13 protein-coding genes are annotated in these 14,836 nt (G+C 55.8%); all 13 read right to left on the bottom strand.

Going from position 1 to position 14,836, the window contains the following annotated elements:
* Positions 1 to 122: 122 nt before the first annotated feature.
* The 13 genes from astE to acs all read right to left on the bottom strand — a co-directional run bounded on the left by astE (position 123) and on the right by acs (position 14,730).
* Complete coding sequence (astE, locus tag QN378_RS22470; protein WP_322204674.1) at positions 123 to 1,133, bottom strand: succinylglutamate desuccinylase; 1,011 nt, start codon at positions 1,131 to 1,133, stop codon at positions 123 to 125.
* Between the two features lie 39 nt (positions 1,134 to 1,172).
* Positions 1,173 to 1,460, bottom strand: coding sequence for a topoisomerase II (locus QN378_RS22465; protein ID WP_322204675.1), 288 nt, complete (start codon positions 1,458 to 1,460; stop codon positions 1,173 to 1,175).
* A 30-nt stretch (positions 1,461 to 1,490) separates the two neighbouring features.
* Entirely contained in the window at positions 1,491 to 2,837 is a 1,347-nt protein-coding gene (gene astB, locus QN378_RS22460; RefSeq protein ID WP_323551046.1) for an N-succinylarginine dihydrolase, read from the bottom strand.
* Between the two features lie 81 nt (positions 2,838 to 2,918).
* Entirely contained in the window at positions 2,919 to 4,388 is a 1,470-nt protein-coding gene (astD, locus tag QN378_RS22455; RefSeq protein ID WP_322204677.1) for a succinylglutamate-semialdehyde dehydrogenase, read from the bottom strand.
* On the bottom strand, positions 4,385 to 5,410 hold the full coding sequence (astA, locus tag QN378_RS22450; RefSeq protein ID WP_323551047.1) for an arginine N-succinyltransferase: 1,026 nt from the start codon (positions 5,408 to 5,410) through the stop codon (positions 4,385 to 4,387). Before astA ends, astD begins: the two co-directional genes overlap by 4 nt.
* A 78-nt stretch (positions 5,411 to 5,488) precedes the next feature.
* Positions 5,489 to 6,520 carry an arginine/ornithine succinyltransferase subunit alpha gene (gene aruF / locus QN378_RS22445; RefSeq protein WP_322204679.1) on the bottom strand — a complete coding sequence of 344 codons (1,032 nt, stop codon included), beginning with the start codon at positions 6,518 to 6,520 and terminating at the stop codon, positions 5,489 to 5,491.
* Positions 6,521 to 6,631: 111 nt separating this feature from the next.
* Positions 6,632 to 7,852 (bottom strand): aspartate aminotransferase family protein, encoded by a 1,221-nt coding sequence (locus QN378_RS22440; RefSeq protein ID WP_322204680.1) that lies wholly within the window; start codon positions 7,850 to 7,852, stop codon positions 6,632 to 6,634.
* Positions 7,853 to 8,074: 222 nt separating this feature from the next.
* Positions 8,075 to 9,055 carry a transcriptional regulator ArgR gene (gene argR, locus QN378_RS22435; RefSeq protein WP_322204681.1) on the bottom strand — a complete coding sequence of 327 codons (981 nt, stop codon included), beginning with the start codon at positions 9,053 to 9,055 and terminating at the stop codon, positions 8,075 to 8,077.
* Positions 9,056 to 9,191: 136 nt separating this feature from the next.
* Positions 9,192 to 9,956, bottom strand: a complete 765-nt coding sequence (locus QN378_RS22430) for an ABC transporter ATP-binding protein (protein ID WP_322204682.1) — start codon at positions 9,954 to 9,956, stop codon at positions 9,192 to 9,194.
* A gap of 40 nt (positions 9,957 to 9,996) precedes the next feature.
* Positions 9,997 to 10,695 carry an ABC transporter permease gene (locus tag QN378_RS22425; RefSeq protein ID WP_322204683.1) on the bottom strand — a complete coding sequence of 233 codons (699 nt, stop codon included), beginning with the start codon at positions 10,693 to 10,695 and terminating at the stop codon, positions 9,997 to 9,999.
* A complete protein-coding gene (locus tag QN378_RS22420; protein ID WP_322204684.1) occupies positions 10,692 to 11,381 on the bottom strand; it encodes an ABC transporter permease in 690 nt (229 codons plus the stop codon). The genes QN378_RS22425 and QN378_RS22420 overlap by 4 nt, the downstream gene beginning before the upstream one ends.
* A gap of 88 nt (positions 11,382 to 11,469) precedes the next feature.
* A complete protein-coding gene (locus QN378_RS22415; protein ID WP_322204685.1) occupies positions 11,470 to 12,246 on the bottom strand; it encodes an ABC transporter substrate-binding protein in 777 nt (258 codons plus the stop codon).
* A gap of 531 nt (positions 12,247 to 12,777) precedes the next feature.
* Entirely contained in the window at positions 12,778 to 14,730 is a 1,953-nt protein-coding gene (acs, locus tag QN378_RS22410; RefSeq protein ID WP_322204686.1) for an acetate--CoA ligase, read from the bottom strand.
* Positions 14,731 to 14,836: the final 106 nt, after the last annotated feature.

Below are 14,836 nucleotides of genomic sequence, written 5' to 3'. Positions count from 1 at the left end.
AACTGCGTTGAATATTTACCCATGAAAAACACCCCGGTAGTTGGATGGGTGTCCAACATTTGGGGCGCAGTTCAGAAATTCATAACCCCTGTGGGAGCCCACTTATTCGCGAAAGCGATTTATCAGGCCAACTGATCTGCCGTTGCCGGCACAATCAAAATCCCCGCCCGCAAGCCGTTCTTGACCATGGGATTAGGGAAGATGATTCGTGCACCCTGCTCTTCAACCACCCAGTGGCTGTCGGCCAGGTCATGGGCTAATACAAAACCCTGCTCCAACTCCGAAAAATTCTCGACGTCCGCAGGCAAATTAAGCTGAAACGCATCGCTGTGCTTGATGATTTCCCGCGCAACACTAAAGAGCTGCAACCCCGTCAACGAGACATCTTCGAGCGCTGGCTCTGTGCCTTCGATCAGCTCTGTCAGGCATATTTTCAGCGACGTCAGATTGACCTGCTGGTTATGCCCAAACGGCCGAGCCTTGCCGAGTTCCAACGTGAAGGACTCAGCATCCAATTTCTCGTAGGTGTAAGCACTGAACACGATGGACGATTTGTTTTGCAGCAATACGGCCTGCATACCGGCAGCCTGTAAGCGCGCCAATTCACGGCGTGAATGCTGGCGGCCTTCTTTCCAGGGGTAGAGCGCGAATTGTTCGATCTTCGAACCGCGAATCGCCGTGTGCAGGTCGTAATGCAGACGATATCGGTTCGGCAGACTGAAAAAGCTGGCGGCCAGACGCTCCAGCTCAAACGCGCGAAGCGCCTCGACGCCGCTGACTTGTTGATGTCGACCGTTAAATAGCCTGTTTACATCCTGCTCAATGTAGCGTTCACCCCGCCGCATGGCTTCAGGGTTACCGAACAGAAACAGAATACGCGCCCGAGGCTTCATATCACCGCGAGCAATTTCCCGAAGCAATTGATCCAGCAGCTCAATGGGCGCAGTTTCATTGCCATGAATACCGGCAGACAGCAGCAAATCCATGCCGTTGTCCGACGCGTCGGGCGGACGAACTTCAAGCGCCCCCTCACTGAGCCAACGCATGCGCACGCCATCGACCGTCAGTTGAGTTTTTTCCGCTGGTTCGCGACCGGCCAGCGTCAGTTCCAGCAGCTTGCCGAGAGCGAGCATAGTCGTGCACCTAATTGAGCAACGTCAAAGACGATTGTTTCAGTCGTGATTGCAGTCAGCACCGTGAACGTGTTCTTCGCCGTCGCCGACGTCTGCCGGCTCCATTTCCAATTGCAGGCTCACCAAATTAGTTGCCAGCGGACGCAGCAAGAGATTGGCGTATTCCGCATCGCCTTCTTCAACGTCCACGCCGATCAATAACTGACCACGGCCATCGTGCTGAATCCACAGCTCCTTGCCCTGCCACAGAACCGCAACGCGGGTACACGTAGTTTCCAGCTGGGTGCCGTCAGTGTCTTCCAAGATTAACTGTAGGGTGTCGCTCATGATTCAAGTGCTCTTTAAAAGAATTGAAAGTCAATTGAGTTGAAAAGGATAGACCGAACCCAGTTTAAGCAGCTGAGTCAATTCATCCAGTGCAGTACGGCACTCGACTAATAATGTTGGATCAGCAAGGTCGCTTTCGCTCATGCGGTCGCGGTAATGCTTTTCGACCCAGTGGGTCAAGGTGTCGTAAAGCGGCGCGGTCATGATAACGCCTTGATTCACAGCTGCCAGTTCGGTTTCGTTCAGGGCGACGCGTAAACGTAAGCATGCCGGACCGCCACCGTTCTGCATGCTTTGCTTAAGGTCGAAGACCTTCACTTCAGCTACCGGGCCTTCATCGGCCAGCAGGCGCTGCAAATATTGCCAGACACGCTCGTTGCTGCGGCACTCTTCGGGAACGATGAGCAACATCGATCCATCGGCACGCGACAGCAACTGACTGTTAAACAGGTAAGACCTCACGGCATCTTCTACCGCGACTTCAGCCCGTGGCACACAGATCGCCTGAAAACGGCCGCCGCGACGGCTAAGTTTATCGTGCAGCTCAGCCAGCATGTGCTCGGTATTGAGGAACGCGTCCTGGTGATAGAACAACACTTGGCCGTTACCCACGGCAATCACGTCGTTATGAAACACACCCTGATCGATCATCGCGGGATTTTGCTGAGCAAAAACGACACCTTCCTCGCTCAAGCCATGCAAACGCACCACTGCCTGCGAAGCTTCAAGGGTTTGTCGCGCCGGGTATTTTTGCGGCACAGGATAACGAGTATCGAACGCACTGCGCCCGAACACGAAAAACTCGACGCCGGGTTGTCCGTAATCATGGCAAAAACGCGTATGGTTTGCCGCGCCTTCATCGCCGAACTGCGCCACGGCAGGTAGCGCCGCGTGGTGCGCAAAGTGCTGCACATTAGCGAACATTGAGCCCAGTAATCGACTCGTTGTCGGATGCTCGATGCTGCGGTGATATTTGCAATTAAGATTAGCGGCGGTGAAATGCACACGACCATCGGCGGTGTCGGCACTTGGACTGACCGTCGCAGCATTGGCTACCCACATGCTCGATGCCGAGCAGCTGGCGACTAGCAAAGGCATGGCGTTTTTAGCCGCTTTTTCGATCACTTGGGCGTCATCGCCGGTAAATCCCAGGGCGCGCAACCCGGCCAGGTCCGGACGTTCTTGAGGTGCTAGAACGCCTTGGGCATAACCCATTTCCATCAGCGCTTTCATCTTTGCCAAGCCCTGCAGCGCCGCTTCTTTGGGATTGGAAGACTGCTGGCAGTTACTTTGCGACGCGACATTGCCGTAGGACAAGCCGCCGTAGTTATGGGTCGGGCCCACTAAACCGTCAAAATTGACTTCATAGGATTTCATCGGCAAGGCTCCGTGAATTTGTTTTTATGGCGACGCCCCCCTGTGGAAGCAGGCTTGCCCACTCCACAGTTATGTTGCGCATTACGAGAGCTTAATGCCCGGCGTCAATGTCCCGGGCAAACTGATCCGCGACGCTTCCAGTGATGCCACCGGATAGGAGCAATAATCGGCGGCGTAGTAGGCGCTGGCGCGGTGATTGCCCGAGGCGCCAATCCCGCCAAACGGAGCGCTGCTAGCGGCGCCGGTCAATTGCTTGTTCCAATTGACAATGCCTGCCCGACTTTCCAGCCAAAACTGCTGATAACGCGCTTCGGAGTCGGACAACAAACCGGCGGCCAGGCCAAATTCAGTGTTGTTGGCTTCGGCGATGGCCGCCGCAAAATCAGCGTAGCGGATCACTTGTAACAGCGGCCCGAACAGCTCCTCATCCACACGGTCAGTTACGTCACTGACGTCGAGTATCCCCGGCGTGAGCAATGCGGCATTCGCCTGCGGCTGAGTCATTTCCAACAACGCCACCGCCCCATTGGCCAAAAGTAACTCTTGGGCATCAAGCAACGCTCGCGCCGCACCCAATGAAATGACCGAACCCATGAACGGCGCCGGTTGCTTATCGAACTCACCGACCTCGATAGTCGCGGTCACTGCCACCAACCGCGCAAGCAATGCATCGCCCCACGCACCTTCGGGTACCAGCAATCGACGGGCGCAGGTACAGCGTTGCCCGGCAGAGATGAAGGCAGACTGAATTATCGTGTACACGGCTGCTTCAATGTCTTCGACGTGATCAACGATCAGCGGGTTGTTGCCACCCATTTCCAGCGCGAGGATCTTGTCTGGGTGCCCGGAAAATTGTTGGTGCAACACATTACCGGTGCGACTGGAACCGGTGAAAAACAAGCCGTCGATACCAGGGTTCGCCGCCAACGCTACACCGGTTTCCCGAGCGCCTTGCAGCAAGTTCAGTACCCCCTCGGGCAAACCGGCTTCGATCCAGCACTTGACTGTCAGTTCGGCAACTTTTGGCGTTAGTTCGCTGGGTTTGAATAGCACCGTGTTGCCCGCCAATAACGCGGGCACGATATGGCCATTGGGCAGGTGCCCAGGAAAATTGTACGGGCCAAATACGGCGACCACGCCATGGGGCTTGTGCCGCAGCACGGCGGTGGCGTCGCCCAGCGGACCGCTCTTCTCACCAGTTCGCTCGCGATAGCTCTGCACCGAAATCGCGATCTTGTTGATCATGCTGGTGACTTCGGTGGCCGATTCCCACAGCGGTTTACCGGTCTCTTCACCAATGCAGCGAGACAAGGCGTCGGCATGGGTTTTCAGGCTCGCGGCAAACGCTTCCAGTATCACGATGCGTTCCTCCAGCGAGCGCTTGGCCCAAGCCGGGAAAGCGTGCCGCGCGGCCTTGATCGCAGTATCAACTTGCTCAGTGCTGGCGCCTTGCCCAGACCAAACAACTGCCTGAGTGACCGGGTTCAACGACTCGAAAGATTCACCGTGCCCGGCGTGCCAGGCACCCGCGATATACAGCGTGCTCATCACACAGCCTCCCTTGCAGCGGACAACGGTACTGCTCGCACTTGATCGCCCGCACTCAGTTGCAAGCGTTTTGCGGTCATAGGGTCCACCACCAGCGTGCCTGCAGCGAACCGCGCCGGGGCGGCAGTGATGCGGCAGTCTTCACGTTTGCGGTTATGAATCAGAAACGGCGTCGCATCCTCCCCCGGCGTACCGATGGCCAGGACCAATGCCTGGCTGTCGTGTACGGCCCGAATCTTCGCGGTTTCGCACTCCACAGCAGGCCCGGCGTCGAATATGTCGACATAACCCTGATAGCTGAAGCCCTCGCTCTTGAGCATCGCCAACGCCGGTTCGGTGTCGGTGTGTACGCGGCCAATGATGTTGCGTGCGTCTTCGGAGAGGAAGCAGGTGTAAAGCGGAAACTTAGGCATCAGTTCGGCGATGAACGCTTTGTTGCCCACGCCTGTCAGGTAGTCGGCCTGGCTGAATTCCATCTTGAAGAAGTGCCGTCCCAAGCTTTCCCAGAAAGGTGAACGCCCGGCCTCGTTGGACATACCACGCATCTCGGCAATGATCTTGTTGCCGAACAATTTAGGGAATTCAGCAATGAACAGCAGCCGCGCTTTAGCCAACAGTCGACCGTTAACACCGGTGCGGCTGTCGCTACGCAAAAACAACGAGCACAGCTCGGAATTTCCGGTCAGGTCGTTGGCAAGGAAGAGCGTAGGAATTTCGCGGTAGATATTCAACTCTTGAGACGCACTGACTGTCAGACCTACTCGATAGTTGTACCAGGGTTCACGCAGGCCGACGGCGCCCGCGATCGCAGAAATACCTACCACGTGGCCATCATCGTCCTCCATAACAAACAGGTAGTCGGCGTCGGCGCGCTCGGCTTCGCCACGGAAGGTTTTCTCGGCCCAATTGATTCGGTGCGCCAAGCGCTGTTCATTGGCGGGCAGCGTGGTCAAGCCGGGGCCAGTGGTGTGCGCCAACTCGATCAACTTTGGTAAGTCACTGCTGCGTACGGGACGAACGATCATGCTTTCTCCTCAACCGGACTCCCTTGGAAGCCCGCGATTCTCGCTAAACCTGCAAACCAGACACCAACGGCGCGCCTGTTACACCGCCACAATACGCACGCTGGCGCCTTCACCCACGCCCAGTGCTTCGGCGGCTTCCAGACTCAGGTTGACCGGTTTGCCCGGTGCCCAATCGAGCTCCAACAGCACCGCGCGATAGTCCTGCAACTGTCCGTTAGCAACCAGATAAAGGCGTCCGCCTTTGCTCGTGTCACCGGTTTTAACCGTGTCCAATTTCACCGGGACCAAACGGCTCTGAGCAATCGAACGGATGCCCGACACTCGCGCGTGCAAGGTCGGGCCACCATCGAAAATATCAATATAATGGTCGGTCTCGAAACCTTCGCGCATCAGGATGTCGAAAGTGATCTGCGCTCGCGGATGCACTTGGCCCATAGCCTCCTGCGCAGCGTCGGGCAGCAACGGAACGTAAATCGGGTAATGCGGCATCAATTCGGCGAGAAAGGTCCGGCTTTTCAAACCACATAGACGCTCAGCCTCGGCGTAGTTCAGATCGAAAAAGTTACGTCCAATAGCGTCCCAGAAAGGGGAATCGCCGTGCTCATCGCTGTAACCGACGATTTCGGTCACCACCGAATCGGCAAAGCGCTCCGGATGGCTGGCAACGAACAACAGGCGCCCGCGAGAATTGAGCTCAGACCAATGAGTGCCGACCAGTTCCGGGATCACATAGAAACTGGCGAGCAGGCTGTTGCCTGTCAGGTCGTGACATTGCGACAGCACGTGAATTTTGTTGTGGATCTTAAGTTCGCGAGATGCGTGAACAAACGTTTCGTTACGAAAGCTATAAAAGGGTTCCGAATAGCCTGCCGACGCAACGATCCCTGAGCACCCCACAAGACGCCCGGAGTCATTGTCTTCGAGCACAAAAAAATAGCTTTCCTCTCCGTTGAAACTGACTTCAGCCGCGAACGACGCTTCCGAAGCGGCGATCTTGTCGGTCAAACGGTCGGCATCGTCCGGTAGGGAAGTGACACCAATCGGGCTGTCTGCGGCTAGACGTTGTACCTCGCCTAGATCAGCCATTTGCGCGGGGCGCATCACCAGCATGGTGTCACTCCTTACCAAAAATACAGGTCGGCGTCGCCGACACAGAAAAAAACCGGCGTTGGCAAAATGACCAACTCCGAGGGGCGTCTCTAAAAATCAATCAGCAACTCATCACGAGTGTGTCAGCTTGGCGATAGCGCGTTCAAAACGGCTTAGACCTTCATCAATATCAACTTCAGTTATCACCAGGCTTGGCGCGAAACGGATTACATCCGGACCCGCTTGCAGGACCATTACGCCTTCTTTTTCGGCAGCGTTAAAGATGTCTTTGGCTTTGCCTTTCCAGGCATCACTGAGCACACACCCAATCAATAAACCCAAGCCGCGCACTTGAGTGAAGACGCCGTATTGCTTGCCGATCTGTTCCAGACGCGCCTGGAAAAGAGCGCGTTTGGCTTTGACGCCCGCCAGTATTTGCGGAGTGTTAACGATATCGATCACCGCTTCTGCCACGGCGCAGGCCAGCGGGTTGCCGCCATACGTTGTGCCGTGGGTGCCGACAGTCAGGTGATTGGCCAACATTTCTGTGGTCAACATCGCTGCAATCGGAAAACCACCGCCCAAGCTCTTGGCGCTGGTGAGGATGTCGGGGACCACGCCGTAGTGCATATAGGCAAACAGCTCGCCTGAACGGCCCATGCCGGTCTGCACTTCGTCGAATATCAACAGCGCTTTGTGTGCATCGCACAGATCGCGCGCGCCTTGCAGATAAGCCAACTCACCCGGAATAACGCCGCTTTCACCTTGTACCGGTTCCAGCACCACGGCGCAGGTTTTGTCGGAAATGGCGGCTTTCAGCGCATTCAGGTCATTGAACGGTACGTGAGTGATACCGACGATTTTCGGACCGAAGCCATCGGAATACTTGGACTGGCCGCCGACGTTCACGGTGAACAAGGTACGGCCATGGAAGCTGTTGAGCGCGGCGATAATTTCGTATTTTTCCGGGCCATACAGGTCGTGAGAAACCCGACGCGCCAGCTTGAAAGCGGCTTCGTTGGCCTCAGCGCCCGAGTTACAGAAAAACGCACGTTCGGCAAAAGTGGCGTCGACCAACTTCTTCGCTAACCGCAGGGCCGGTTCGTTGGTGAAGACGTTAGAAACGTGCCACAAGGTATTGGCTTGCTCTGTCAGTGCACTGACCAATGCCGGATGGGCGTGGCCAAGCACGTTTACCGCGATGCCGCCGGCGAAATCGACCAGCTCGCGACCCGATTGATCCCAGACGCGGGAACCCGCACCGCGCACAGGGATAAAACCCGCAGGCGAATAATTGGGGACCATTACCTGGTCAAAATCGGTGCGTTGCACCTGAGCATGCTCAACGGACATCGGAGTCTCCTGAAGAGGTACGTCTGCCTGAAACTGGCAAACGATGGGAGGATTGTAAGGACTGATGTAGGTCCGACCTTGCCGCCAAGCGACAACTTGTTACAGCGCCAAACCGTGTTTATCAGCGGCTTTCGGCAATGCGACATATAGCGTCGGAAAAAGGTAGTTTAAACGTATTCATGGATGGTCTGACAGGCAGCCTTCACGCAGATAATAGGGGTATCACCCTCGCTCAGACGGCACCGACGACAATTCAAATGGGCTGCTACTGCGGCGTTGGTTGCGATCTTCGCGGGGCGTGGCGCCGAAGAAATTACGGTAAGCGCTGGAGAAATGCGGCCCGGAGGAAAAGCCGCAAGACAAACCGATCTGGATAATCGATTTACTGGTCTGCATCAGCATCTGCCGCGCCTTGTTCAAGCGCAGCTCCAAGTAGTACTGGCTCGGTACGCGGTTTAGGTACTGCTTGAAAATCCGCTCCAATTGTCGACGCGACACGCAAACGTGCTGGGCGATTTCGTCGGTGGTCAGCGGCTCTTCGATATTGGCTTCCATCAGCAACACGGCTTGAGTCAGCTTCGGATGGCTGGAGCCCAAACGGTTTTGCAACGGAATACGTTGGCGTTCGCCACCTTCCCGAATACGTTCCACCACCAATTCTTCCGACACTGCACCAGCCAGTTCTGCGCCGTGATCACGTGCCAGTAACGCTAACAAAAGATCCAATACCGACAAGCCACCACACGCGGTCAACCTGTCACGGTCCCAATCGAACAGATGGCTAGTGGCAATCACTTTTGGAAAGCGCTCGGCGAAATCGTCCTGCCAACGCCAATGCACCGCCGCCCGGTAACCGTCGAGCAAACCCAGCTGAGCCAGCGGATAGACTCCGGCAGACAAGCCGCCGATCACACAACCGGAACGCACCAGTTGTTTGAGCGACGCGCTCAATGCAGAAGTCATCGATGCTGGCGGCTCATCCGCCAGCAGAAACAGTTTTTGGCAACCTTCCAGACGCCCAGTCCAAGGCTCACCTGGCAATTGCCAAGCACCTTCCACAGGCGGTTCGGCCTGTAAAAAAAGTAATTCGTAAACGACTTCTGGATGAACGCGCTGTGCAACACGCAAGGCTTCCTCAGCCAGTGCCAGGGTTAAGGCTTTGGTGCTGGGCCAAATAAGGAAACCAATTCGATGGGCAGTCATAGCGTGCAGTCCGAAACGTATGGCGGTTGTGGGTCGAGCATCAGTACGCTCGATCTCTATCGGGTGGAGCCAAGTAGTGCGGTGACGCGGAGCATGACGTGTTCTGGAGTGAAAGGCATCGTCAAAAACGTGTCGATTATTTCAAACTACCAGACAGGAACTGCTGAAGACGCTCCGACGCAGGTTTGCTTAGCACCTCGCGAGGGTCGCCGCGCTCTTCGACCAAGCCCTTGTGCAAGAAAATCAGCTGGTTTGACACTTCGCGGGCAAATCCCATTTCGTGAGTAACCACCACCATGGTTCGCCCTTCTTGTGCCAGCGCTTGCATCACCTTCAGCACATCCCCGACCAGCTCAGGGTCAAGCGCCGAGGTCGGCTCATCAAACAGCATGACCTCAGGCTCCATCGCCAACGCCCGAGCAATCGCCACGCGCTGCTGCTCGCCACCGGACATATGCCCCGGATACGCGTGCTTACGGTGTGAAACACCGACTTTGGCCAAGTAATGCTCGGCCTTTTCCACGGCGTCTCGTTTCGACAGGCCCAGCACATGAATCGGCGCTTCGATAATGTTTTCCAAGGCGGTCATATGCGACCACAAATTGAAGTGCTGGAACACCATCGACAACCGCGAACGCATGCGTTGCAGTTGTTTCGGGTCAGCCGCTTTCAAGCCGCCCTCCTTGTTCGCCACCAGTTTCAGCTCTTCGTTGTTCAGGACGATTTTGCCGGCATGGGGCTGTTCGAGCAGGTTGATGCAACGCAAAAACGTGCTTTTACCCGAACCGCTGGAACCGATGATACTGATCACATCGCCAGCCTTGGCCGTCAGGGTCACGCCCTTTAGCACTTCATGACTGCCATAGCGTTTGTGCAAGTCGTGGACTTCAAGCTTGTTCATTGTTGGATTCTCAAAAAACGGTTCGCGATGGTCGTCATGGTCACGCCTTGCGCGGGGCGAGGTAGCCCAGCCAGTGACGCTCGGCCAACTTGAACAACCGCACCAAAATGAAGGTCAGGCACAAGTAGAACGCGCCAGCGGTGATGTACGCCTCGAACGGTAAATAGAACTGGGCATTGACCGTACGCGCTGCGCCAGTGATGTCGATCAGGGTCACGATGGACGCCAGGCTGGTGGTTTGCAGCATCATGATGACTTCGTTGCTGTACTGCGGCAGCGCCCGACGCAATGCCGAAGGCAGCAAGATTCGCCGGTACATTTTAGAGCGAGACATGCCCATGGCCCTGGCCGCTTCTATTTCCCCCGCTGGGGTTGACTTAAGGCTGCCCGCAATGATTTCAGCGGTATAGGCGCTGGTATTGATTGCGAATGCCAGGCACGCACAAAACGTCGCGCTGGACAACAAGGGCCAGAGAAAGCTGTCGCGCACGGCCTGAAACTGAGCCAGGCCGTAATAAACCAAAAACAGCTGCACCAGCATCGGCGTACCGCGAATCACATAGGTGTACAGCCACGCCGGAACGTTGACCCATGGGTTTTTCGATACCCGCATCAACCCCAGTGGCAATGCCGCCAGCAGGCCGAACGCCAGGGAAATCCCCAGTAACTTGAGGGTAATCAGCAAACCACCCACGTACAGCGGCAAGCTCTCCCAGACGACGTTGTAATCGAAGATCATAGGTCAGCCGCCTTAATGCCCACTGAATAGCGTTTTTCTAGGTGGCGCAGCACCAGCAACGACACGCTAGTGATCACCAGGTACATCCCGGCCACCGCAAGATAGAAGGTAAACGGTTGGCGAGTTGCATCTGCGGCCTGCTTGGCTTTGAACATCATGTCCTGCAGACCGACCACTGAAATAAGGGCCGTGGCCTTGGTCAAGACCAACCAGTTATTAGTGAACCCAGGGATTGCCAGACGAATCATCTGCGGCACCATAATCCTGAAAAACACCTTGAAGCTACTCATCCCATAGGCCATGCCGGCCTCGGCCTGGCCCTTGGGGATCGCCATGAACGCGCCGCGAAAGGTTTCTGACAGATAGGCGCCGAAGATAAAACCCAAGGTGCCAACGCCGGCCGCGAGGGGGTTCAAATCGATGTAATCGTCGAAACCCAGCAGCGGTGCGACCCGGTTTAGCAAGTCTTGGCCGCCGTAGAAAATCAGCAGGATCAGCACCAGGTCGGGAATTCCGCGAATCACGGTGGAGTACAGATCACCCAGGCTGGCAAGCCAACGTACCGGCGATAACCGCAACGACACCCCAATCAATCCGAGAACGATCGCCAAAGCCATGGACGCCAAGGCAAGTTGCAGCGTGAGCCATGCGCCATCGAGGATGACAGCCCCGTAGCCGTTCAACATGATTCAGGTCCTCCAAGCTCGAAGATGAACAATGGCGCAGGCCGGCAATTCAGCCACCTACGCCATTGCAATGGGTTACGCGAAGGGATTACTCGCCGTAGATATCGAAGTTGAAGTACTTGTCTTGAATCTGCTTGTATTTGCCGTTGGCGCGAATAGCGACGATGGCCGCGTTGATTTTGTCCAGATCAGCCTTGTCACCCTTGCGCACGGCGATACCAATGCCATCACCGAAATATTTTGCATCGGTGAAAGCCGGACCGGCGAAGGCATAACCCTTGCCTGCATCGGTATTGAGGAAGCCGTCTTGCAGCAGAGTGGCGTCAGCCAGGGTGCCATCGAGACGACCGGAAGCAACGTCCAGGTAAATTTCGTTCTGTGAGCCGTAGGGCACAATTTCAGCGCCCAACGGCTTCAAGACTTCCTGAGCGAAACGGTCGTGAATCGAACCGCGCTGCACGCCGATCTTCTTGCCTTTGAGTTCGATCAGATCCGCGCTGACCACGGCGCCGTCTTTCATCACCAGACGTGCTGGCGTGTTGTAGTACTTATTACTGAAATCCACCGATTTCTTGCGGTCCTCAGTGATAGACATCGAGGACAGGATGGCGTCGATTTTGCGCACTTTCAGCGCCGGAATCAGGCCGTCGAACTCTTGCTCTACCCACGTGCACTTGACCTTCATTTCCTCACACAGCGCATTGCCAATGTCGTAATCAAAACCCACGATGCTGCCGTCCGGAGCCTTGGACGCAAACGGTGGATACGCCGCTTCGATGCCAATTTTCATCGGCTTTTCATCAGCAAACGCCGGCTGCACCAACACGGACAGCGCCAAAGCGCCGAGAAGCATGAGTTTTTTCATTATTAGGGCTCCATCGGCGTGAACCGACTTAAGACAGGGGTGAGCCAGCGGCTCAATAGGCAAAGGAAATGAGGACAGCGGCGCCTTGGGCGATTGAGGGGCATTTTAGCGGGAGGTCCGAAGTCGATATTTCTTCAATGCGACAACTAATTACAGATGCACTGAAAAACCACCCTGAAATATTGACAGCTCAGAAAATTCGTGAAAAGCAAAAAAACAGTTAACCTTCTGACACAGCAAAGAGCGCGCCGTTTAGTCAGCCAAGGCTCTAATTCAAGGGTTATAACGTTTATATAGGGTTTTACCTGTAGGAAGATACTGCTTAGGGAGAGAGAAACGCTCCCTGTGACCCCGAAGAAATACTCGGCGGTTACACATTCGGTTACCCGCAAACATCCGGGTAACAATCGATAAATATCCTGTGGACGTACTTGCTGCACAACCGTCCAGCGTCCAAGACTGGGCGACCTCTACGAGAAAAAACGCCCCGCTCAGTAGTCACCGGGCAGGGCGTTTTTTATATGCCTGGAATCAGGCGTTCATGGTCTTGTGCGTGTCGATCAGGTGTTGCACCACGCCTGGGTCCGCCAGGGTGGAAATATCACCCAGGGAATCGTATTCGCCGGTGGCAATTTTGCGCAGAATTCGGCGCATGATTTTGCCCGAGCGAGTTTTCGGCAAGCCCGGTGCCCACTGGATAAAATCTGGCGAAGCAATCGGACCGATTTCCTTACGCACCCAGTTCCTCAATTCCAGACGCAGCGCATCACTAGGCTCTTCGCCACCGTTGAGCGTGACGTATACGTAAATGCCCTGCCCTTTGAGGTCGTGCGGCACGCCAACAACTGCGGCTTCGGCCACTTTAGGGTGAGCAACCATGGCGCTTTCGATTTCGGCGGTGCCCATGCGGTGCCCGGAAACGTTAAGTACGTCATCCACACGCCCAGTGATCCAGTAATAGCCATCCTCGTCGCGGCGTGCGCCGTCGCCCGTGAAGTACATGCCACGGAAGGTTTTGAAATAAGTGTCGACGAAGCGGTCATGGTCGCCGAACAAGGTACGGGCCTGGCCTGGCCAAGAATCAAGAATCACCAGATTGCCTTCGGCCGCACCGTCAATCAGATTGCCTAGATTATCGACAAGCGCCGGCACTACGCCGAAGAACGGTCGCGTCGCGGAACCTGGCTTAAGGGCAGTTGCGCCTGGCAGTGGGCTGATCAAAACACCACCCGTTTCGGTTTGCCACCAGGTATCGACAATCGGGCAGCGCTCTTTGCCGACAGTTTTGTAATACCAGTTCCAGGCTTCCGGATTGATCGGTTCACCCACCGAACCCAACAGGCGCAGGCTTGAACCGTCCGCACCTTCCACTGCTTTGGAGCCCTCGGCCATCATGGCGCGAATGGCGGTCGGTGCGGTGTACAGGATATTAACCTTGTGCTTGTCGATGATTTTCGACACGCGGGTAATGTCCGGGTAGTTCGGCACACCTTCAAACAGCAACGTGGTCGCGCCGTTGGCCAAAGGGCCATAAACAATATAGCTGTGACCCGTGACCCAACCCACGTCAGCGGTGCACCAGTAAACTTCACCCGGACGGTAATCGAATACCCGCTCGTGGGTCATCGCTGCGTACACCAGGTACCCGCCCGTGGTGTGCTGCACGCCTTTCGGCTTACCGGTAGAGCCCGAGGTGTAGAGAATAAACAGTGCTTCTTCAGCACCCATTTCTTTCGGCGCGCAATGGCTCGACGCAACCTTCATCAGGTCTTCGTACCAGATGTCACGGTGTTGGTGCCATGCGATATCACCGCCGGTGCGCTTGCACACGATGATCTTCTGAACGCTGGCGGTTTCCGGGTTGGTCAACGCCAGATCGACGTTGCTTTTCAGCGCTGTGCGCTTGCCACCACGCAGACCTTCGTCAGCGGTGATCACGATTTTCGATTTGCAGTCGATGATGCGGCCGGCCAATGCCTCCGGGGAGAAGCCGCCGAAGACTACCGAGTGAATAGCGCCGATGCGGGTACACGCCAACATGGCGACTACAGCTTCAGGAATCATCGGCATATAGATAGTCACAACGTCGCCGCGATGCACATCTTGGCCACGCAGGGCATTGGCGAACTTACAGACTTCTTCATGCAGCTGGCGGTAGGTGATGTTGCGGTGTTCCGAAGGATCGTCGCCTTCCCAGATGATTGCGATCTGATCGCCGCGCTCAGCCAAATGACGGTCAAGGCAGTTGTAGGAAACGTTCAGGGTGCCGTCAGCGAACCATTTGATATCGACATGGTGATCGTCGAAAGAGGTTTGCTTGACTACGGTGAAGGGCTTGATCCAATCAAGACGTTGAGCTTGCTCGCGCCAGAAACCATCGGGATTGACCACCGATTGCTGGTACATGGCCTTGTAGGTCGCCTCGTCGGTCAGCGTTGTCGCTAAAACCTCAGGGCGAACAGGATATAGGGAAGCCGCACTCATCTTTGGTACCTCGGTGGACAGTTGTTTTTATATGGGTCCAGTTGTATCGCGTTCGACCCCAGATAAGCCATTCGACGATGGTCTTACCGGGGCAGCGCTACACATT

The sequence above is a fragment of the Pseudomonas sp. 10S5 genome (assembly GCF_035019745.1).
Lineage (GTDB): Bacteria > Pseudomonadota > Gammaproteobacteria > Pseudomonadales > Pseudomonadaceae > Aquipseudomonas.
Note: the sequence above shows the minus strand (reverse complement) of the source record. Positions and strands in the feature narration are given on the sequence as shown.

Bases quoted from the DNA above. Each gene is read 5' to 3' on its own strand.
- QN378_RS22440 (WP_322204680.1), bottom strand. From the start codon at position 7,852: ATGTCCGTTGAGCATGCTCAGGTGCAACGCACCGATTTTGACCAGGTA.
- QN378_RS22415 (WP_322204685.1), bottom strand. From the start codon at position 12,246: ATGAAAAAACTCATGCTTCTCGGCGCTTTGGCGCTGTCCGTGTTGGTG.
- argR (WP_322204681.1), bottom strand. From the start codon at position 9,055: ATGACTGCCCATCGAATTGGTTTCCTTATTTGGCCCAGCACCAAAGCC.
- QN378_RS22465 (WP_322204675.1), bottom strand. From the start codon at position 1,460: ATGAGCGACACCCTACAGTTAATCTTGGAAGACACTGACGGCACCCAG.
- QN378_RS22425 (WP_322204683.1), bottom strand. From the start codon at position 10,695: ATGATCTTCGATTACAACGTCGTCTGGGAGAGCTTGCCGCTGTACGTG.
- astB (WP_323551046.1), bottom strand. From the start codon at position 2,837: ATGAAATCCTATGAAGTCAATTTTGACGGTTTAGTGGGCCCGACCCAT.
- astE (WP_322204674.1), bottom strand. From the start codon at position 1,133: ATGCTCGCTCTCGGCAAGCTGCTGGAACTGACGCTGGCCGGTCGCGAA.
- acs (WP_322204686.1), bottom strand. From the start codon at position 14,730: ATGAGTGCGGCTTCCCTATATCCTGTTCGCCCTGAGGTTTTAGCGACA.
- astA (WP_323551047.1), bottom strand. From the start codon at position 5,410: ATGATCGTTCGTCCCGTACGCAGCAGTGACTTACCAAAGTTGATCGAG.
- QN378_RS22430 (WP_322204682.1), bottom strand. From the start codon at position 9,956: ATGAACAAGCTTGAAGTCCACGACTTGCACAAACGCTATGGCAGTCAT.
- QN378_RS22420 (WP_322204684.1), bottom strand. From the start codon at position 11,381: ATGTTGAACGGCTACGGGGCTGTCATCCTCGATGGCGCATGGCTCACG.
- aruF (WP_322204679.1), bottom strand. From the start codon at position 6,520: ATGCTGGTGATGCGCCCCGCGCAAATGGCTGATCTAGGCGAGGTACAA.